Consider the following 19,064-nt stretch of genomic DNA (forward strand, 5'->3'; position numbering starts at 1 on the left):
AGGCGGCGAAATGCCGAAGGGGAACTACTCGAACGCCGCGAGAGCGGCACTGATGGCGCTCATGCTGGCGAATCGCGACGTCGCCAACACGGAGTTGACCAACGACCACAAGATCAGGCTCGGCCCGGCCGACCGCGAAGCCCTGAACGACGCCGGGTTGCTCAAGACCGCGATGGACACCAAGCCGTACGTGCACCGGATCACCGATGACGGCATCGATTGGTGCATGAACGATCTGGTTTACGGCGAACCACCGTCGAACTCGGGGCCGCTGGCCCGGATGTCCGCCGAGCTGCTCCGGCGCCTCGTCCGACACTTGCAACGACGAGGCACGCTCGCCAACGCCATCCGGTCCGGCGACCTTGAGCTGTTCATCCGCGCGGTCTATTTCGACCTGGCCGTCAAACCACAGGAGTGGATCCGCTTGGCGCGGATCCGTCCGATGCTCGACGGCGAGGACAAGAGCGACGTGGACAAGGCACTGCTGAAGATGATGAAGGAAGGGAAGGCCTACCTGGCCCCGGACTCCAACCGCAAGGTGCTGACCGAAGCGGACCATGAAGCCGCCGTGAGTGTCGGCGGCGAGGACAAGCACCTCATAGCGATCGAGGAATCATGACCGAGCACCTACGTGAAGCGCTGGCCGTACTGCGCTTCAACTCCGCTGAAACCCCGGACGACGTATGGCATACCTCGCCCTCGCACATCGAAGGCCTGCACGCCAGGGCAGAGGGGCGCATCCAGGCTGGCATCGCGGACGCGAGGAACAGCACCGGCCCGAGCCCGATCGGCCTTGTGCTGCAGGGTGAGAAGGGCGTCGGGAAGACCCATTTGCTCGGCACAGTGCGCCGCATGGTGCAGGAGCAGGGCGGCTTCTTCTTCCTGATCGAACTCACCTCAGGCAGCGCGTTCTGGGACGATGTCGCTGACGCGATGCGCAGCGAGCTGCGCAGGGTCAACGACGACGGCGCACTGCAGATCACCGTGCTGCTGCGCCAGCTGTGCAAAGAAGCCGGTGTGCCCGACGACGTCGCACAGGCGATCCTCAGCGAGGCGCCGCTGACTCCGGACCACCTGCGACAGTTCCTCAATGGACTGCGCAATGTGGATGGACGGATCGCGGTGGAGTGCGGTGACACGATCCGGGCGCTGGTGCTGTACGCCTCCTCCGAACACGCCGATGTCGGCTGGGCGTACCTGCAGGGACTCGGTGACGCGGATCGCGAACGCCGTCAGTGGGGCATGCACCCCAAGCCGAAGCAGTCCCGGACGCTGGTGCGCGACATCTCGCGCGTTCTCGCGATGACCGGTCCGTGTCTCATCGCCATCGACCAGCTCGACACCCTGGTCAACAAGAGCCAGGACGCCATCGAGGCCACGGTGACCGACCCCGAGCTGACGCGGGAACTCGCGCTCATCGCCGACGGTCTGATGCAGTTGCGCGAAACGACAAGGCGGACCGTGACCGTCGTGGCGTGCCTGCCCAACACGTGGATGCAGTTGAACTCCATCGCGAGCGACACAGTGCAGGACCGCTTCACCGAAACCCCGATCCTGGCGTCCATCACCGACCCGGCGATCGGCCGGAGCCTGGTGGAGAAGTGGCTGGGAACCATCTACCAGCGCAACGGCATCACCCCGCCGCACCCGACCTGGCCGGTGGCGCCGAGCGCCTTCGGCGAGGCCTGGACGGCCTACACGCCACGGCAACTCCTCAAGCGGATCCACGCCCATGCCGAGGTGTGCCTCGCCGGTGACATCCGGGAACTGGGTTCGTTCGACGAGCAGCCGGTCGTACGCCCGGTCGAGCGTTCACCCGAGGTGCCCGCGCCCGCCGGGCAGGAGCCGGGCTACTTCGCGGACTTCGACGACCAGTTCACCCAGTTGCGGGAGAAGACCGATGTCGCCGCCGCGGATCTCACGCGCCACAACGAGGACGCGGTGATGCCGGCGTTGTTGCTCGCCGGGTTGAAGTCCTGGATCACCGAGGTCGGCAACGACGACCTGAAGTGGCATCCCGAACCGCTGCCGGAGGACATGACGCTGCACGCCGGACTGCGCCGCACCGTGAACGAAGCGCTGGACATCGAGGAACGCTGGGTGTTTCGGCTGATCGCAAGCAGTCACGGCACCATCGTGCTGCACAAGATGCGGCGAGCTCGTGCCGCCGCCGGAATTCGGTCCGGTGAAACCGACAGGCATCTTGTCCTGATCCGCAACGCCACCAAAGGGTGGAACGGGTTCAAGACCAAGGCCGAGTTCGCCGAGCTGGAGAAGATGGGCACCAAGCGCGTCAGGGTCTCCGACGACGACCTTCGGACGTTCAGCGCGCTCAAGGAGATGCTCTCGGCCCAGACCCACCAGCTGCTGGCGTGGTTGGTGGCGCGCAAACCCGCCAGCAGCGGCACCTTCCTGCGCGAGATCCTGCCGACGCCTGCGCACGCCCGGTCGAACCACCAGGAAACGAGGCCACCGCCGCCGCAACGACAACAGCAGGCGTCGTCCGCGGAGATCGTGCTCGGGATGGACAACGAGATCCGCGTCGAGTTGGAGTCACTGCGCAAACACGCCATCGTCTTCGCGGGCTCCGGTAGTGGGAAAACCGTGCTGCTGCGCAGGATCGTCGAGGAGTGCGCGTTGCGGGGAGTCTCGGCGATCGTGCTGGACCCGAACAACGACCTGGCGCGGCTGGGCGATCCGTGGCCGCAACCGCCAGGGGACTGGCGGCCCGGAGACGCCGAGAGCGCTGCCGAGTACTTGGCCGGCACCGAGGTCGTGGTGTGGACACCGGGCCGGATCGGCGGGCGTCCCCTCAGCTTCCACCCGCTGCCGGATTTCGCGGAAGTGCGCGGGGACGCCGACGAGTTCAACGCATCGATCGAGGCTGCCGTGGCTCACCTCGCACCTCATGCCAGAGTCGCGAACGGCACGAAAAGCGCCGTTCGCGGCAAGGCGGTGCTGCGGGAGGCGTTGACGTACTACGCGCGCAGAGGTGAACGAGACCTCGCTCGGTTCGTCGAAATGCTCGCCGAACTGCCGGACGGGGTGAGCAAGCTGAGCACCGCCGTGGCGATGGCCGCCGACCTGGCGGAGACGTTGCGGGCCGCGATGGTCAACGACCCTCTGCTCGCGGGCCCGGGTGAGGCCATGGACATGGGCGCACTGCTCACGCCGACGACGGGGAAGCGCGCGCGGATCTCGGTGATCAGCTTCATCGGGCTGCCGTCCGAGGACCAGCGGCAGGGGTTCGTGAGCCAGCTCCAACTCGAGCTGTTCGCGTGGATCAAACGCAACCCGGCTGTGGACCGGCCGCTCGGCGGGCTGTTCGTCATGGACGAAGCACAGACCATAGCTCCGTCGGGTACGTGGACGGCAAGCACGCAAAGCACCATCTTGCTCGCGTCGCAGGCGCGCAAGTACGGGCTCGGTCTTCTGCTCGCCACCCAGGCACCGAAAGGCGTGCACAACCAGATCGTCGGCAACGCGACGACCCAGTTCTTCGGCAGGCTCAACAGCCCGGCGCAGATCGCGGCGGCGACCGAGATGGCCAGGGCCAAGAACAGCTCTGTCGGGGACATCTCACGGTTGGAACGTGGGCAGTTCTACGCGACAGGCGAGAACTTCGGGTTTCGCCGCATGCGGGCACCGTTGTGCCTGAGCCACCACCCACCCAGTCCGTTGCGAGTGGAGGAAGTGCTCGAACGAGCTCGGGACGACGGCCCACCGTGACTCGACATGAAAATGTGCTCCTCACCCCGCAGGATGAGGAGCACATTCTCGTGTCTCTACTGGACGGTCGCGGCGATGACCGCGTTGATCCGCTGCCAGAGTGCCGCGAACAGGTCTTCCTTGCGGTACTTGCGCGGTTCACCCGAACCGCGGCCGAGCACCGAGAAGTCGCGCAGTTCGAGCACGGGCGTACCGGTCTGCGTGTCGTACACCGGACGTGCCCAGCCGTTGCTGCAGGCGCTTCCCGCGTCGTGCCTGCCAACCAGGAAGTTCACGGTCTCGTCGCCGCCGATACCGCCGCGCTGGACGTCCAGGGCGTACACGATGTCACCCCTGTGCTCGATCCGCACACTGATCTTTGAGTCCCCGAGGTGCACAGTGCCGACGAACCGGCGCTGGTCGAGGCCGGGCAGGGCGGCGGCGAACTGTTCGCCCATGTAACGGATGGTCGCGTCCTGCTCGGCATAGCGGCTGAACGTGACGGGCACAGTCGCGACGGGAGTCAGGTCCCTCGCGCCCGTCACCACTTCGGCGACCGGTGCCCGATTCCACCCGGCCGACTCGGCTTCCTCGACGCGGGCGATGAGCGCTTCGGTGATCTGGTCCGGCCACTGCTCGGTGGCGCGCAGGTAGGTCACGTGCGGATGCACCAGGTCCGCCGGCACCGCGACGTCACCCATCAGCACCGGCAGCACGTGCTCGTTCCCGGTCTTCACCGCGTGCAGCATCGCGGCGGTGAAGTCGTCCAGTGTGGACACGAAGGGAAGGAAGAAGCGCACACGGGCGTCCGGCAGGTCGCCGCCTTCCTTGTGGGCCCACCACTCGTGGGTCTGATCGGGGCCGTGCAACACAGTCAGCCCACGCTGCCGCCAGACGTTGACCGCCTCTTCGGCAGCGGACCGCTGCTCCTCGGCGAACGACACGGCGACGTCGTAGGTCGCTACTTCGCCCACTGTCCAACCTCCCTGGTCATCCCGGCCACGCGGCCGGCTCATCGTGCGTACCCGCGGAGCATGCGCGCAGCGTGTCGACCAGAAGTGGACGCGACGTGGATGGGCCAGTGTTTCCCGTTTCCCGCTCTGCTGGTCAACGGTTAATCGCTTGTTGATGTGGTTTGTTTTTGATGGACTGTGGATATCGGCGCTGGAGATTGTGGACAAGCGCCTCGTAAATCATTCGCGGTTCTATGGAGGTTTTGTCATGCCCAAATACGCTTCTGCTTTCTTGGGGTCCGCGGCGTCGCTGTTGGTCGTGCTGTCCGCTGTGGTCACTGGTGCGGGCGATGGCGTCTCGACGCCGTCGGACAACGCTTCCACCGCGTCGATCGCGGCGGGGACCTTCGGTACCGACGGCAATCCGTGGCACGGGTGACGGAGTCACGAATATGCGCCGAGCCGTCCGCGAGTATTCGCGGGCGGCTGGTTGTTTGCGTCGAACCAATGGGAGTGGTGTACTTGGGTCACTCGGAATGGAGGCACTGTGGCTGAGTCGTTTGGGGACATGCTGCGGGAATACCGGGCCGCCGCCGGTTTCTCGATGGGACAGTTGGCCAAGCGCATCCATTACAGCAAGGGGTATCTCAGCAAGATCGAGAACGGCCTCAAACCGCCGCATGAAACAGTCGCCCGTCTCTGCGACAGCGTGCTCAACGCAGGTGGGATGCTCGTGGAAGCCGCTCGTACGGCACGTGACCGCATCGCCGGGGAGCACAAACTCGACCGTCGCCAGGTGCTTGCCGCCGGAACCGTGTTCGGCATAACACTTGCCGGTGGGCCGCGGCCGATCCCGCACGAGGGTGTGGTCGCCGGGATCCGGACCACGTTCGAACACCTGCGGCGACTCGGTATGCAGACGAGCCCGGTGGTGATTCTGGAGTCGCTGGTCGCTCAGGCGAACACAGTGTGCGCACTCGCCCACGAGAACCCCGAGCCGATCAGATCCCGTCTGCTGTTGCTCGCCGCGCGGATCGCGGAGTACACGGGATGGATGAGCCAGGAGGTCGGCGACGAGCAGCGCGCGTTGTGGTGGACTCGGCGTTCGTCCGAGCTGGCGCAGGCGGGCGGTGACCGGCAGATCACGAGCTACGCGCTGGTCAGGGAGGCGGGCCTCGCGCTCTACCGGCAGGACCCGATCACCACGATCGACCTCGCCCAGCGAGCTCAAGTGAGCGGTTCAGGCAGCCTCCGCGTGCTGGCTCTTGCTGCTCGCCGAGAAGCACAGGGACACGCGCTGGCGGGTGACCGCGATTCATACCAACGTGCCATGGACCGCGCTGCCGAGCTGCTCGATTCGTCCACACCGGACGACAGGGCGTATCCCGAACTCGGTACGAGCGCGCCTGATCCGGTCGAGTTGGCCCGTGGGTGGGCATTGTGTGACCTGGGGAAGCCCGATGACGCTGCGGCGATCCTTGAGCGAGAACTGGCCCGGTTGCCCGCGGTGTCCCGTCGCACGAGGGCACGGTTCGGTGTTCGGCGGTCGCTGGCGTACGTGCTGTCCGGCGAAGTCGACCAGAGTTGCCTGACGCTGACTGAAACACTCGACGACGTGGCCCACGTCGACTCGGCCACAGTCCGGATGGACTTGCGGGAACTGGCCAGGCACCTCGGTCGGTGGCACAACCACGGCGTGGTTCGTGAAGTGTTCCCCGATCTGCGGCGTGCGTTGTCGCAGCGCGCCTGACGGCGTTGGTCACACCTAGTAAGTTGTCGCTCGGCAGCGGCATGTCAGTACCGCGCGTGCCGACCGGACCTCCTCGGCGCCGGGCTGGCCGAGCGCGATGAACCTTGTCTCGGCGGTGTCCCAGTGCGGCACGGCGTCGGTGTGCTTGTCCAACGAGTGCAGGGTCTGCGCGACGCCCCAAGCGGCATGGGCCTGGTGAGTGCGATTCCCCGTTTCAGTCGCCAGGTCCAACGCCGTGCTGTAGAAGTGGTGTGCTCCTGCCAAATCGCTTTGTGCCTGGGCAGTCGCACCACGGTCGCGGTGCAGCCGGGTGTGCAGGTCCGCGTCGGACACCTTGGTCGCGACTGACAGCGCTTGTTCCTGATAGCGCACAGCATCGGCGAAACGGCCTGCCAACCGATGGACCGTGCCGATGTTCGTCAACGCATAGGCCAACACGCAGTTGTCGCCGATCTCACCTGCGAGCCGATGTGCCTCCGTGTGATCGGCAAGGGCCTCCGTGAGCATCCCCAGCTGTTGTCGCACCGAGCCGAGGTTGTTCAACGCGTGCGCCAAGCCCTGTGTGTGCCCGATCTCGCGCAGCATGGGCACTGCCGACAAGTGCTGGCGCAACGCTGTTCCCAAGTTGCCACGCAGCTCGTTGAAGTAGCCGAACATGCTCAGCACATGGGCTTGACCACGGCGATCGTCGCATTGGGCGTATTTCGCCAGTGCGTCCTCCAAGCTCCTGACGACCTCGTCGTGCATACCGAGCTCCATGGCGGGGATGGCGATCGCGCAGAGCGTGGCGGCTTCGCCGCGTACGTCTCCCAGGCGTGTCCACTTGGGCAGCGCGTTCCTCGCCAGTTCAAGGGCTGCGTCGAGTCGACCGAGGCGGTCGTGTGCGATGGCGAGCCGGAGAAGGACGTGGGCCTGGCCGTAGTCGTTGTCCGCATCGGCGGACACGATCCGCCGGGCGAGTTCGGTGGTCTCGATCCAGTCCTCGAACTGGTTGGTGGTGTTGAAGTAGCGCCAGGTCAGCACAGCCAGACGCCAGGCGTGCCCAGGCAGGCCGTGTGCGGCGGCATGGTGGATGGCCGCCACCAGGTTGTCCCGCTCGGCGGCGATCCACGCCAGCGCGGCATCCTGCCCGGTGAAGGTTGGTGAGACCCGGCAGGATCGGTCCACTGTGGGCAGCAGGGCCCGGTCGAACGGGTACGCGGTGCTCACCGCGCCGACGAGCGTGACGAGATAGAAGTCGAGCAACCGGAGCAGGGAGTCCGAACGTTCGGTAGGCGTGGTCGGAGACGGCTCCGCGGCGGCGAACTCCTTGAGCGGGTCGAGCATCTGGTACCGCTCCGGCGCCAGTTCCTCCAGCAAGCACACCTCGTGCAGGTAGTCGAGGATCACGCGTGCCTGCGTGACATCCCGATCTATGAGCGCCGCCGCGCCCGCCACAGTCAGATGTGGCCCGGGCGCGTGTCCGAGAAGACGAAACATCTTCCGTTGGGCCGTGTCGAGTTGCTGGTAGGAGACGCGCACCGCGGCCGCGCCCGCCATGTCGTCCGTGTCCGCGTGCCACGGACCGCTTTCCTCCAGCAGACGGAGCAGGTGGTCCAACGGCCAACGGTCGTGCCTGCGGAACAGCGCAGCCACCACCTTGATCGGCGTCGGCAGATAACCGCACCGCTTGACCACCGCGGCTACCTGGGCGGATCGGCCGTGAATGCGGAGTGGACCCACGAGCGTGCGGAACAACTGGGTCGCGTCATCGGCTGCCAGCGGCGTGAGGCGGATCTGCTCACCTGTGTCCGGCTCGCCCACACGTCGGCTGGTGACGATCGCGAAACAGCCCGGAGCCTCCGGCAGCAGCGGACGGACTTGGTCCGACGACGCCGCGTTGTCCAGCACGATCAGCGTTCTGGTGCCGTCCAGCTGGCGCCGGTACAGCGTCGCCTTCCGGCCAATCGATGCCGGGATCTGTTCCGCGGGTACGCCGAGTTCCGACAGCACCTGGGACAGCGCGTCCCCGACAGTCACGGCGGCCGTGTGCGGGGTGAACCCGTTCAGCCGTACGAGGAGTTGCCCGTCAGGGAACCGATCCCGCAGCCGGTGCGCGGCCTCGATGGCCAAGCCTGTCTTGCCGACACCTGGTGCACCGCTCACCCAGACAGCACGACGCCCGTCGGCAGCCACTGTTGTGATCTCGCCGAGTTCCGTCGTGCGGCCGGTGAAACCACCAGGTCTCGACGACAGGGAGCTGACCGGTTCGCCGCGCTCGGCCCGCGCGGCGAGGTTGCGCAGCGCCGCGTCCGGCTCCACGCCGAACTCGGCGAGCGCTTCACTGGCGCTCTGGAAGACCCGGATGGCCTCCACGCGGTCGCCGTTCGCGATCAAGGCACGCATGAGCAGCTCAGCGTGTTTCTGGCGGGCTGGGTCCTTCCGCACGACCCGGCGCAGGCGGTCCCGCGCCGACCGGTGATGACCAGCGGACAGCTCAAGCTCGGCGAGGTCACCGACCGCATCGAGGTAGCTGTCGTTGGGTGAGATCACCTCCGAGCCGCCCACTCGGTCGATGTCGATGTCCTCAAGGAACAAACCTCGCCAGAGGTCGACGGCGGCGTGCAACAACTCGATGGCCCGGCGTGGATCTTCCTCCTGCAGTGCCTCGGTGCGCAGCCGGTCGAACCGGGCGGTGTCGATCTGTTCCTCGGAGACCCGCAGCAGATAGCCGGTGGCGGTGGTCTCGATCGCCACGTCGCCGGCGTCGCGGAACGCGTTGCGCAATTTGTTGATGTAGCCGCGGACAAGGGAGCGGCGCTCCGGATTGTCCTGCCAGACGATTTCGGTCAGCCGCTCGGCGGACACCGGCCGGTTCGCGTGCAACAGCAGCACGACCAGGATGAACCGTTGCTGTTGATCTCCAAGAGGTACGGGTGCGCTGTCGTGCCATGCCTCGAGGGGTCCCAGCATCCGAAATTCCACTCCGCCTCCCGATCCGAGAGCCTGATCTCTGTGCATAAGTCGCGCAAGCGGCCGATCGTGTGTCGGGTGGGAGCGAATTCCTTGCGTATCTGATCCAAATGGGTAGTGCCGATCTGTCATATCCCGGGCGACTGATGAGAACGCACGTGTCGAAGTCGACGTGGCGTGGTCCGCGGCATCCACCACATGTCCACTTCTGGTCCACTCGTGCGTCGCATGCTGCCCGGCGAACAGTCGGATGCGAGGGGAGTCGAACTGATGAGCACCCACTGTGAGTTGGTCCGCGAGCTGAGGACGCTTCGCAAAGGGCGAGGCGTGTTCTCCGGCCGAATCAGCGAACGGATAGGACCGCACCTGCGCACGATGTGCGGGGTCACCAGTCATGACGGACCGGTGACCGTCCGGAAGAAGATCGTTGCCCGGTTGATCGAACTCGCCGAGCAACTGCCGGAGGACATGCGTTTGGCAAGCGTGGCGGCGTTCGCCCTCAGCAACGAGATCCGCCTGCCGCTGTACCAGGACCGGATCCACTGGGCGGCGATCAGGATCGATCGTGGCCCGCGCACGGTCCGCCGCCGGGTGGACGAAGCCATCGACCAACTCGCCGAACTGATCACGACAACCCCGCGCACACCGTCAGGCATATGGCACACAGCGGAACTGCATGTGGCGATCGCACTGGATCGACCGCAACCAGAAGTGCTCGAACGACATCGAATCGTGGCCGACGAGGACGGCCTGCACGAACTGGAATTCACATCGCCACTGGCGGCGGAAAGACGGCACATCGAGGTCGACGTCCTCTACGGCGGAACGTTGCCCGATGACAGCCTCGGTCTCACCCTCCCAGGCCCCTTGTCCAAGGGGGAATCACACGACTTCGCCGTACGGTTCCGCCTGTCCAGTCCACAGGCACTGCGGTCCTACGTGGTGCGCGTTCCCAAGCGGGCGTACGACCTGTTCGACCTGCGCGTGCGGTTCGGACGTGACTGGGCACCGCCCCACGTGTGGATATTGCGCGAAGTCCACCAGAACGCCGTCGCCAACCCGCCCCACCGCGAGCACCGGCACCCAGTGGACCGAGCAGGCGAGATCCACCAACGATTCAGCCGCCTCCTGCCCGGCCTCGCATACGGAGTGCGATGGGAGCTCGATCAGGGCCCGATTCCCAACGGAAGCCGCTTCGGGTTGTAGCAGAAGCAACGTTCGAGCCCGGGTTTCCCACACACAAGAGGGCAGCTGCGTAGACGGAATAATTCGCGTGTGTACTTATGAGGTAAGGACGTCGTCGAGATAGTGCTGCACGGGATCGTAAAACGGGTACGGGACATACTCGGCCAGTTCGTCGTGCTTGACCCAAGCAAGCTCTACGAGTTCCTCATTGTCTTTCACATGCGCATCGCCGGAAACGACGCTGCACGCGGCGTAGACCACCGTGCGGCCTGTCGCTGGGTGGACGCGTTGGCCCAGCACCCTGTCGGCGGAGACGGTCAGGCCGGTTTCCTCGAAGGTTTCACGGACGGCTGCTTCGCTGGCTGGTTCGCCGGGTTCGACCTCGCCGGCTGGGAACTGCCATGAGAGGCTGCCTTCTTTCACGCGCCGCCGGACCAGTAGTAGTGCGCCGTTCTTCACGATGACCGCTGCCGCGACTGGTGGGCGCGGGCTGTCAGGAGCCGGTTCACTCACTGGGCAACTCCGAGCGTCATAGAAAACGGCTCCTGACCTGTTTGCACTGGTCAGGAGCCGCTCTTCGCCCGGTGAAAGACGAGTGCCCCGGCAGGAATCGAACCTGCGACACACGGTTTGGGAATCCCGAAATCCAGCATCTATATGGCCTCTACCAGCAACAATAGTTTCGTCTTCAGCCCCGATAGTACCCAATGACCACCCTCCTATCCACAGTTTTCCGTCACGGTCCCTGTCACACGGGAGGACGCGGCGGGTGCGGAGGTGGCACGGGATCCGTCCGTGTGAGTCGCAGCGTCACCTCCAACGAGCTGCGCATTGGCCGCGTGGATTTTGGCCGCCCCCGGTGGAACATATGAACAGCCTGGAGGACCTACACCGTGAAGGTCGGCCTTGTTCGGCCCGGTTGATGTCATGAGGCTGACCTGCGACTGTTGATCTTGTATCGAGATACCCACCTGTGAGCGAGAACGCGCAGGTGGACTGATGCTCATTGTGGTGCCCGATCACCGGCGTGATGTGGTTGCGGAGATAACCGCAGTAGATGGAATGGGTGTGGGTGCCGGCCCGCATGGTCGCGAGGTGACGCTCGAGCAAGAGGGACAATGTGGTGTTGATCTGTGGATGGCGATGTTCGTCGACTTGGACGATCAGACATCGGCGCGCGGCTTCGGTATCTCGTGCGGCGGTAGGGCCTCGCGGGATGGTTTGGGTCAGATAGTGCTCACGATGAGTGATCAGGTCGGTGCCTGCGTAGACGCGGACTCGTAGCGATCCGCTGGGCAGCGTGTCGATGCCGCGGGGACGAGGAGCGCGGGTGGTGGGGGCACGGCCGCCTGAGGTAGTGCCACGAGTGCTGGCACGCATGTCCACAATGTACGCCACAGCAGTGGTGCATTCGCAGTTCATTCACTGTGCGGCCGAACCGTGACCGGTCCGTGCGCAAACCGAGCCGATGTAGACACACAGCGGTGTGACCCCGTGAAGACGACGGACCACGTGATACCCACCTGCGTGGTTCTGCGTGCTAACCATTGTGCTGTGGAGAGTGGGCCAGCGCGGCCACTGGATGGGTCGTTGGCCACGCTGGACCGATGCTGCGACGCCGGACACCGATGTCCAGTTTGGCCAGTTCGGCCACGACGTACAAGGGGCTGCTGTTACGGGGACTTGTTGTGTCGAACCTTCGGCTTCGGGGTGTCCAGGGTTTCGTGCCGCGGCGAGGATGGAGCATGCGCCGATATGAACCCTCGAGCGCTTCCCCTCCCGACAAGTTGGCCGCCCGCTACAAATGGACTATGGCAAGTCCCGCGAGTCCAAGAGCGTCGTCTTGACCGAGGCATCGCGGCACAATCACGCACCAACTTGAGCCGCTGACGTCAGGCCGCAGTCTGGCTCGTCTGGCGGGGGATCATTGGAGTGATCGCCCACAGGCCGGACGTGTTGAGGCGTGCAGGTGAGGGCAATCGTCGACGTCGAGGTTCCGCCGTGCTTCTGTCCGGTTTACCCTCGCCAATCTTCTGTTTGACGCGACCATCGTTGCCGTGAAGGAACGCCGTCCCGGTGGCGCTGACCACGTGCTTGTGCACGAGTACTTTGCCTGGCCGCCGCCCTGGCCGGACGGACATGGAACCGAGTCATGACCAGCTTTCGTTCACTGTAGGCATGACTGCGACAGTCGGCTCGATGTTCCGAGGAGCCTTCTGACCGCCACCATCACCGGGCAAGACCTTGACCACACCGGTCTGTTGATCGACATCAACACCCTGCGGCAGCGGAGGCCACGTGATGAGAGCACGTGACGCCGCGTCTGCGACTGACCCAGTCGCAGTCATCCGACGACACTCTGCCCGGAGTGATCAACAGCCTGCTCGCCGCGCCGGCCTGCCACCCGAACGGCTGGAGATCACACTCGACACCCGCGCGGTGATCGCCGACCACAGCGCGGCACGGTCGAACCTCCGCGTACTCCGAGACAACGGCGTGGTGATCGGACTGCACGAATTCTCCGGCAGCCCCACCGAAGTCGCGCTTGCCGAAACCGAGCGAGTTGCCTCGGTGATCCGCACGCGATCACTGACCAGCCAGCGACTGGATCCACACCAACCCGACTCACTGGTCACGCTGACCGTCTCGATGATCCAGGCGTTGCGCCACGCAGACGTCGCGGTCGGCCTCGACGACGTGGCGAGCGCACCGGACGCGGTTCGCTGGCACGCCCTGGGCGCGACCCGGGCCCAGGGCGACTTCGCTGGTACCCCGGGAGACCTGGACAGTGTGCTTCCGCGATCGCGACAGGCCCATCACCGGCGAGGACACGACCCGCACCGACCCCGCTGATCCTTCACCGGGCCCCATTATCCGACGGGCCGGGGCAGGACTTCACCGCCCTGCCCCCGCTCGTCGCTGTTGCCGGTGGTGCGGCCGGCTGGGTCGTGCTTGTCATAGTCGAGGTGTCATCGCTGGTCTATCGGCTGTGAGCGACGTGTTCGAACCCAGCGGGTGATCGCCACGGCGATGATGACAAGACCGAACACGAGGGCGATCGCACCTAACACTCGTGCGTCAGTCGGTGTCCGGACCCAGCCGCGGTACTTGGTCACGGGCGTGAACACCAGACAGATCACGCCGATAGCGGCGAACATGCCCCCGAGCGCCCCTCCGAGCAGCAGGTACGGACCTCGGGTGTGCGGTTCATGCACACCGCCCGCTCGCGGGTCACCTCGACGCCGTGCGCGATCGAGCACGTACGCGCCGACCCCGCCGAGGCCAAGCAAGGCCCCGGCCGATCCCACAGCCACTTCGCCGTACACCACCATCAACACACCAACAACGACGAACAACACGGACGCTACCAACGTCAAGACAGGCTTCACTCGTACGAGATACCCCAGCTGGGTGGTCGGCAATGCACCGTGCCGCGCGGAGTGCTGATCCTGCGGATCCTGCAGTTGGTCGCTGTCCGCGCCGGTGCTGGTCGTGTAGCTGTAGGTGGCCTTGATAGCGGGGCGTTACGGTGGAGCAAGAACGGGTCTTTCTGCTCGGCGAATGAGTCGGTGGTACTTCTCATCCTGCCGCTGAAAGGACCCCGCCCCCTACTTCAGGCCCTCGCCAGCGTCACCAACCTCATGACCCGCAACAGGTCATGTCCGTTACTGGTCCTTCGATTCGACGGGTGGGCGCACGAACCGGCGGAGCGCCAAGCTCACCGTGCCAGCACAGTGTCCGCCGACGAGTTGCTTGGGTATGGCTGTGGTGATCGCGCCTGACACTCCCTGCGAAACGACGCCGGCGAGCTCGGGGCCGACGGCAGGTTCGTGATGGGGCTTCCGTCGCAGAGCAAGGAATGGGTGGACAACCGGTTGCACACCTACCAGCCCGAGGAACTGGTGCGGTTCGCGTTGACCAAGTCGGCGCGGTTCGAACCGGGGAACCGACCAGAGCTACTCCAACACCAACTACACCGTGGCCCTGTTGTTGATCGAGCGGGCCACCGGCCGCTCCCGAGTCCGCCTGAATACCAGCGATACTCGCCCAACGGTTGGCGACCATTGTGTTGCCCAGGAAGTGGCGGCACAGTGGGCGAGGCGTGTCCATTCGTCGCGAGAGCCGATAGCGAGGCGCAGCTGTGGGCCGCGTGAGGTGTGCCGCCAAGCACGGCGGCTGCTCTGCGCCGCGCGTGACATTCGCATTCTCGGTGGCACTCGCCCCGATCGTGCGCCTTCATATGCCCTGATCGGATGCTGACCTGCTGTGTCTTTCCTCGGCATACTGGTCGGCTCGCTTGTGCTGTGCGGGCTCGGTGTTGACGCGCCGATCGCAGCGTTGGAAGGCGCACGCGGCTGCCTGCCAGCGCGCGCGAAACCTGCGCCGCAGGATGCTCACCTTCCAGGAGGAACAAGGAGTCGACGACGTGGGCAAGTGTGCCCATGGCCTGTTTCTGCTGCAACCGACGTCGACCAAAGGCACGACGCCCGTCAAGCCACTGCGTGCGCCTCTCGTGCTTCAACCGCTCACGGTCACACCGCGCGCCGCCGCGGAGACGGACTATGTGCTCGAGTTGGTCGGAGTTCCTGAGGTCAACCCAGTGCTGCTGTATGCCCTCAACCGCCAGCATGGCATCGATCTCGACGTCGAAGAGCTCACCGACGAGCTGAACGCGATGATCGAGGAGAACGATGACCGCTCGACGCACGCGGGTCTCGTATACGCGGCGCTGAGCGATGTCGTGGCCGGGCACGGCCGCGCCGCCGAGTTCGAGGAGCGGCAGTTCGCGAGCACACGCCACGTCGAAGACACGTTGGTTCTCTTCGAGAAAGACGTGTTCGGCGACAAACTCGAGGACTACTGCTTCGCCACCGGGGACCGCAGGTGGCGGTCCGCTCACCCACGGCCGCTGAACTGGTGGCAGCAGCGCAAGGCGCGGAAGCAGGCGACAGAGCTCCGCAAGGCCGGGAAGTGCAGTCGGCGCACGCTGCACGCGGAGCTGAGCGCAACGCTCGTCCAGCGCAACCGGTGGCAGGAGATGGCGGCGGGAGGGGCGCACCGCAGGAAGTCATCGGTCTCGCCGAGGCTCTCGAGGAGATCGCCAAGGCCCGCGACCAACTGGCCGCTGTGGCGATGGGAGCGCAGCTGACCGAACCCGACCAATGGTCGGAAGAGGAGGTGACAGCGCACGTCGGCCGGCTGCATGAGGAGCGGGACTTCCTCCTCCAGGTCCCCCTGCTCAACGAGTTGACCGATCGACTCGTCGGGATGGGCCTGCGGCGCTTCCTGGACGTGCTGGTGGAACGGGACGCGGACGCCGAACTCGCACGCACCATGTTCCACCACTCCTGGTACAGCTCCCTGCTTGACGAGTACCGGGTGCGCATTCCGCACCTGGGTCAGTTCGCCGGGCTGCACCAGTCCCACCTGGTCTCCGAGTTCCGGGAGTTCGACACCGCGCACTTCCAGCTCAACGCCCAGCGCGTGCGCAGGCGAGTCGCCGAGAGATTGCGTGCAGCACGTGACGCGCATCCGGACCAGAACGAGGTGGTCCGTGCCGAGGCGAAGCGCAAGCGGGGCCACATCCCCTGCGGAAGCTGGTCGCCAAGGCACCGGACGTCCTGCTCGCCGCCCGCCCGTGCTGGGCGATGTCCCCGATCGTGGTCAGCAGGCTCCTGCCCGCACAACAGCTGTTCGACCTGGTTGTCTTCGACGAGGCAAGCCAGGTGGAACCACAGGACTCGATGACCTCCATCATGCGCGGCACGCAACTCGTCGTCGCGGGAGACGAGCGCCAACTGCCGCCCAGTGCCTGGTTGCGCACCGCTCTCAGCGGTGGCGATTCAGACGACGAGGACGGCGAGGGCGCCGATACCCCTCAAGTCCGAGATTTCGAGTCCATCCTCGCCTGCCTGAGTGCCTTCATCCCGAACACCCGGATGCTGGAGTGGCACTACCGCAGTCAGGACGAGCGGCTGATCGCCTTCTCCAACAAGGCTTTCTACCGGGGCAAGCTCATCACCTTCCCCGGTTGCCAGGCAGTGAGCCCTCTGTCGTTGCACCAGGTCGACGGCCGAGTGGCGCCCGGGCGTGACGGGTCTGCCGACGCCGAGGTGGACAAGGTCATCGAGCTGGTGCTGACGCACGCTCGCAGCAATCCCGAGGACACCCTCGGCATCATCACGATGGGCAGCCCGCACGCCAAGCGCCTCGAACTCGCCCTCCGGCGAGCCAATGCCAACCACGACGAACTGGCAGAGTTCAGCGCGCGCATGCAAGGGGCAGGGCGTCGCCTGTTCGTCAAAAGCATCGAGCCAGAAAGAACATCGGGTGCAGCGAAGGTATCGGCGGTTGTGCCATGTGGGGCGCTCGTGGTTCGGTCAGGAAGGGGCCCCCTTGCTCGTGTTGTTGGGCTGCTGGGTCTTCAGGTGTTGGACCAGCAGGCCGACCTGCTCGGTCAACGCTTCCAGGTGTCGGTTGTTGCGTTTGGCCCACTTGCGTGAGCTGTCCTTCTTCTTTTTCTTGGCCCGAAATGCTCGCCTGCTGGCTTTCCGGAGATCCTGACTGGTGTCGTCGATCCGGTCGAACAGGTCGTCGAAGAGGGTTCTCTTCCGCTTAGCCATTCTGTCCTCCCGAGGTTCAACTGTGCTTATACCCCAGTAGACCGCGCCCGCTCTCGGCGGTAAAGGTTCCACTGTTGTTACGTTGTTGAACAAGGTGAATCTCAAGAGGCGGTAAATGGAATATCGATCTTGGGAGGGTCAAGTCCTCGGGTCGAAAGTGCGTGGTTCGTCACCTTACGTCCGACGGCTCTACGCTATTCGTGTGGGTCACGTTTCACCCGGTCGCCGGGTTGCTCGACGAGGTCTCGTCATCTTCACTGAATGATATCGATCGATGATCGAGTATGCCGAGGGGGTGCAGATATCGACGCATCGGGTACGAACCCTGTCCTCCCAGCTGTTCTCGAAAACAAGCGGGTTCACACGACCTGACCGCCTCTGAACCGGATGACCGCCCCGGCGTGGTCAACCGCGACCAGATGATGCAGTGTGGATTTCGCCAAGGTCGCATGGAACTTGCCGAATCTGGTGAGGGGTCGTACGCCCTGGCACCGTAGGCACGACAATCAAGTGACACCGGTGGGAACGCGATCTCGGGAGTTGAGACCGTGCGCAATCAGGTGCGAAACGACGCGCTTCGTCATCTGTTGAAGGCAGCCCGCTGGACAAATCACAGCTTGGCGGCAGCCGTCAACGGCGTCGGGGCCGAAGCAGATGTCGCGCTGCACTATGACCGGACTGCTGTCTCACACTGGCTGGCGGGGAGTCGACCGCGACCCCCGGTGCCCCAGTTCGTGGCCGAGGCACTGTCTCGCCGACTCGGCCGCTTCATATCTCCGGCCGAAGCCGGTTTGACCGACGTCTCGACCGACGGCGAGTTGCCGGTCGAGAAAACCTCCGGTGTTCACACCCTGCGTGACCTGGTGATGGCGGATCTGGACCCGCGGCGGTCGGCACTGCGTGAATTGCCCTTTCGGGCTGCGTTGGCAGTTGCTCCGGGATGGCCCGGCGGGGTTCCGCTGACGAGTCCCACTGTGATTGACCAGGGTGAGGCCGCCAATGTGAGGGTGCTGACCAGCATGACATCCGCGTTCGCCGTGGCCGACCAGATGCTCGGGGGCGGCAACACCCGCTTCGCCGTGGTCGCCTACCTGGCCAGTGATGTTCTTGCCCAACCCTTCCCAGGCGCGACGAACTGCGGCAGCCGAGCACGTGTCAGTGCCGCCGCAGCGCTGACACAGCTGATCGGCTTTATGAGTTTCGACAACCTCCACCACAACCTGGCTCAGCGCTATTACCGTGCCGCGCTGCAACTGGCACAGGAAGCTAACGACGTCTCGAGGCGAGTCGTCATCCTGCACGACATGAGCGTGCAGGCGCACTTCCTCGGCCATTACCAGTACGCCGCTCAACTGGCCGAGGCGGCAATCCCGCAAACGTGTGCACCCACGCCACCCTGTGTTCGTGCCGCGTTGCTCGGACAAGCCGCTGTGTGCCACGCCGCGCTCGCCAATAGGAGACAGGCGTTCAGGGCCCTGACCAACGCCGAGAAGAGCTTGCTGCAGTGTGACCCTGGAGGGCAGTCAGGCGACAGCAGTGGGTTGGCGGACTTGGAACATCGCACCGGCTTGGTGATGGCGTATCTCCGGCACTTCCGCCATGCCGAGACTGCGCTGGCCGACTCGTTGCGGCGCCGACCGGAGGTCCAGCGCCGATCAAGGATGCTGACAACCTATCAACTTGCCGAAGTGCAGCTTGGTCGCTCTCACATGGAACAGGCATGTGTGACATGGCAACGCTTCCTGAGTGAGTATCCGTACATCTCCTCCGCGCGGATCAGCGTCCTGTTCACCAGGTTCAGAGCCAGTCTGCAGAAGCATCGGGACAACGCGATCGTCCAACGTGTACTGCATCAGGCCAGCGAGATGGTGACATGAACCGGTTTGGTAAACT

The 19,064-nt window shown here is 65.0% G+C and carries 15 protein-coding genes; 11 read left to right on the forward strand and 4 right to left on the reverse strand.

All coding sequences use genetic code 11. The features are described 5' to 3' along the window. Positions 1–10 precede the first annotated feature (10 nt). Together AOZ06_RS03970 and AOZ06_RS03975 are read left to right on the forward strand one after the other, a co-directional pair. On the forward strand, positions 11–619 hold the full coding sequence (locus tag AOZ06_RS03970; protein ID WP_054288169.1) for a hypothetical protein: 609 nt from the start codon (positions 11–13) through the stop codon (positions 617–619). Next, positions 616–3,729: a helicase HerA domain-containing protein gene (locus AOZ06_RS03975; protein ID WP_054288170.1), complete on the forward strand. Its 3,114-nt coding sequence runs from the start codon at positions 616–618 to the stop codon at positions 3,727–3,729. Before AOZ06_RS03970 ends, AOZ06_RS03975 begins: the two co-directional genes overlap by 4 nt. Positions 3,730–3,785: 56 nt before the next feature. Here AOZ06_RS03975 and AOZ06_RS03980 read toward each other — a convergent pair whose 3' ends face one another. Then, positions 3,786–4,682, reverse strand: coding sequence for a hypothetical protein (locus tag AOZ06_RS03980; RefSeq protein WP_054288171.1), 897 nt, complete (start codon positions 4,680–4,682; stop codon positions 3,786–3,788). A 148-nt stretch (positions 4,683–4,830) separates the two neighbouring features. Between AOZ06_RS03980 and AOZ06_RS55800 the strand changes: the two genes are divergently transcribed. Together AOZ06_RS55800 and AOZ06_RS03985 are read left to right on the forward strand one after the other, a co-directional pair. Beyond that, a complete protein-coding gene (locus AOZ06_RS55800; protein ID WP_157232791.1) occupies positions 4,831–5,100 on the forward strand; it encodes a hypothetical protein in 270 nt (89 codons plus the stop codon). 108 nt (positions 5,101–5,208) lie between these two features. Beyond that, complete coding sequence (locus AOZ06_RS03985) at positions 5,209–6,411, forward strand: helix-turn-helix transcriptional regulator (protein ID WP_054288172.1); 1,203 nt, start codon at positions 5,209–5,211, stop codon at positions 6,409–6,411. Between the two features lie 15 nt (positions 6,412–6,426). Here AOZ06_RS03985 and AOZ06_RS03990 read toward each other — a convergent pair whose 3' ends face one another. Then, positions 6,427–9,729, reverse strand: coding sequence for an AfsR/SARP family transcriptional regulator (locus AOZ06_RS03990; protein WP_236952068.1), 3,303 nt, complete (start codon positions 9,727–9,729; stop codon positions 6,427–6,429). Positions 9,730–9,768: 39 nt separating this feature from the next. On the opposite strand from AOZ06_RS03990, the gene AOZ06_RS03995 reads away from it, so the two are divergent. Beyond that, positions 9,769–10,569, forward strand: a complete 801-nt coding sequence (locus AOZ06_RS03995; protein WP_063810296.1) for a hypothetical protein — start codon at positions 9,769–9,771, stop codon at positions 10,567–10,569. A 75-nt stretch (positions 10,570–10,644) separates the two neighbouring features. Here AOZ06_RS03995 and AOZ06_RS53400 read toward each other — a convergent pair whose 3' ends face one another. Further along, positions 10,645–11,061 carry an NUDIX hydrolase gene (locus AOZ06_RS53400; protein ID WP_083471487.1) on the reverse strand — a complete coding sequence of 139 codons (417 nt, stop codon included), beginning with the start codon at positions 11,059–11,061 and terminating at the stop codon, positions 10,645–10,647. Between the two features lie 486 nt (positions 11,062–11,547). On the opposite strand from AOZ06_RS53400, the gene AOZ06_RS04005 reads away from it, so the two are divergent. Both AOZ06_RS04005 and AOZ06_RS04010 read left to right on the forward strand, forming a co-directional pair. Continuing rightward, positions 11,548–11,832: a hypothetical protein gene (locus AOZ06_RS04005; RefSeq protein WP_054288176.1), complete on the forward strand. Its 285-nt coding sequence runs from the start codon at positions 11,548–11,550 to the stop codon at positions 11,830–11,832. Between the two features lie 1,155 nt (positions 11,833–12,987). Further along, complete coding sequence (locus AOZ06_RS04010; protein WP_054288177.1) at positions 12,988–13,401, forward strand: hypothetical protein; 414 nt, start codon at positions 12,988–12,990, stop codon at positions 13,399–13,401. 116 nt (positions 13,402–13,517) lie between these two features. Here the strand turns inward: AOZ06_RS04010 and AOZ06_RS04015 are convergent, their stop codons facing one another. Further along, the gene (locus AOZ06_RS04015; RefSeq protein WP_169798847.1) at positions 13,518–13,970 is read right to left on the reverse strand and encodes a hypothetical protein; all 453 of its coding nucleotides are present in this window, start codon (positions 13,968–13,970) and stop codon (positions 13,518–13,520) included. Positions 13,971–14,938: 968 nt separating this feature from the next. On the opposite strand from AOZ06_RS04015, the gene AOZ06_RS04020 reads away from it, so the two are divergent. From AOZ06_RS04020 to AOZ06_RS04035, 4 genes are all read left to right on the forward strand, one after another. Beyond that, a complete protein-coding gene (locus tag AOZ06_RS04020; protein WP_054288179.1) occupies positions 14,939–15,697 on the forward strand; it encodes a hypothetical protein in 759 nt (252 codons plus the stop codon). Continuing rightward, on the forward strand, positions 15,682–16,296 hold the full coding sequence (locus tag AOZ06_RS04025; RefSeq protein WP_157232793.1) for a hypothetical protein: 615 nt from the start codon (positions 15,682–15,684) through the stop codon (positions 16,294–16,296). The genes AOZ06_RS04020 and AOZ06_RS04025 overlap by 16 nt, the downstream gene beginning before the upstream one ends. Further along, entirely contained in the window at positions 16,209–17,051 is an 843-nt protein-coding gene (locus tag AOZ06_RS04030; protein WP_157232794.1) for a DEAD/DEAH box helicase, read from the forward strand. Before AOZ06_RS04025 ends, AOZ06_RS04030 begins: the two co-directional genes overlap by 88 nt. Before the next feature lie 668 nt (positions 17,052–17,719). Next, entirely contained in the window at positions 17,720–19,048 is a 1,329-nt protein-coding gene (locus tag AOZ06_RS04035; RefSeq protein WP_157232795.1) for a tol-pal system YbgF family protein, read from the forward strand. Positions 19,049–19,064: the final 16 nt, after the last annotated feature.

The organism is Kibdelosporangium phytohabitans (assembly GCF_001302585.1).
Taxonomy (GTDB): Bacteria; Actinomycetota; Actinomycetes; order Mycobacteriales; family Pseudonocardiaceae; genus Kibdelosporangium; species Kibdelosporangium phytohabitans.

Coding starts and splice junctions, on each gene's coding strand:
- AOZ06_RS03975 (WP_054288170.1), top strand. CDS start 616: ATGACCGAGCACCTACGTGAAGCGCTGGCCGTACTGCGCTTCAACTCC.
- AOZ06_RS04020 (WP_054288179.1), top strand. CDS start 14,939: ATGCTCACCTTCCAGGAGGAACAAGGAGTCGACGACGTGGGCAAGTGT.
- AOZ06_RS03970 (WP_054288169.1), top strand. CDS start 11: ATGCCGAAGGGGAACTACTCGAACGCCGCGAGAGCGGCACTGATGGCG.
- AOZ06_RS04005 (WP_054288176.1), top strand. CDS start 11,548: ATGCTCATTGTGGTGCCCGATCACCGGCGTGATGTGGTTGCGGAGATA.
- AOZ06_RS04025 (WP_157232793.1), top strand. CDS start 15,682: ATGGGAGCGCAGCTGACCGAACCCGACCAATGGTCGGAAGAGGAGGTG.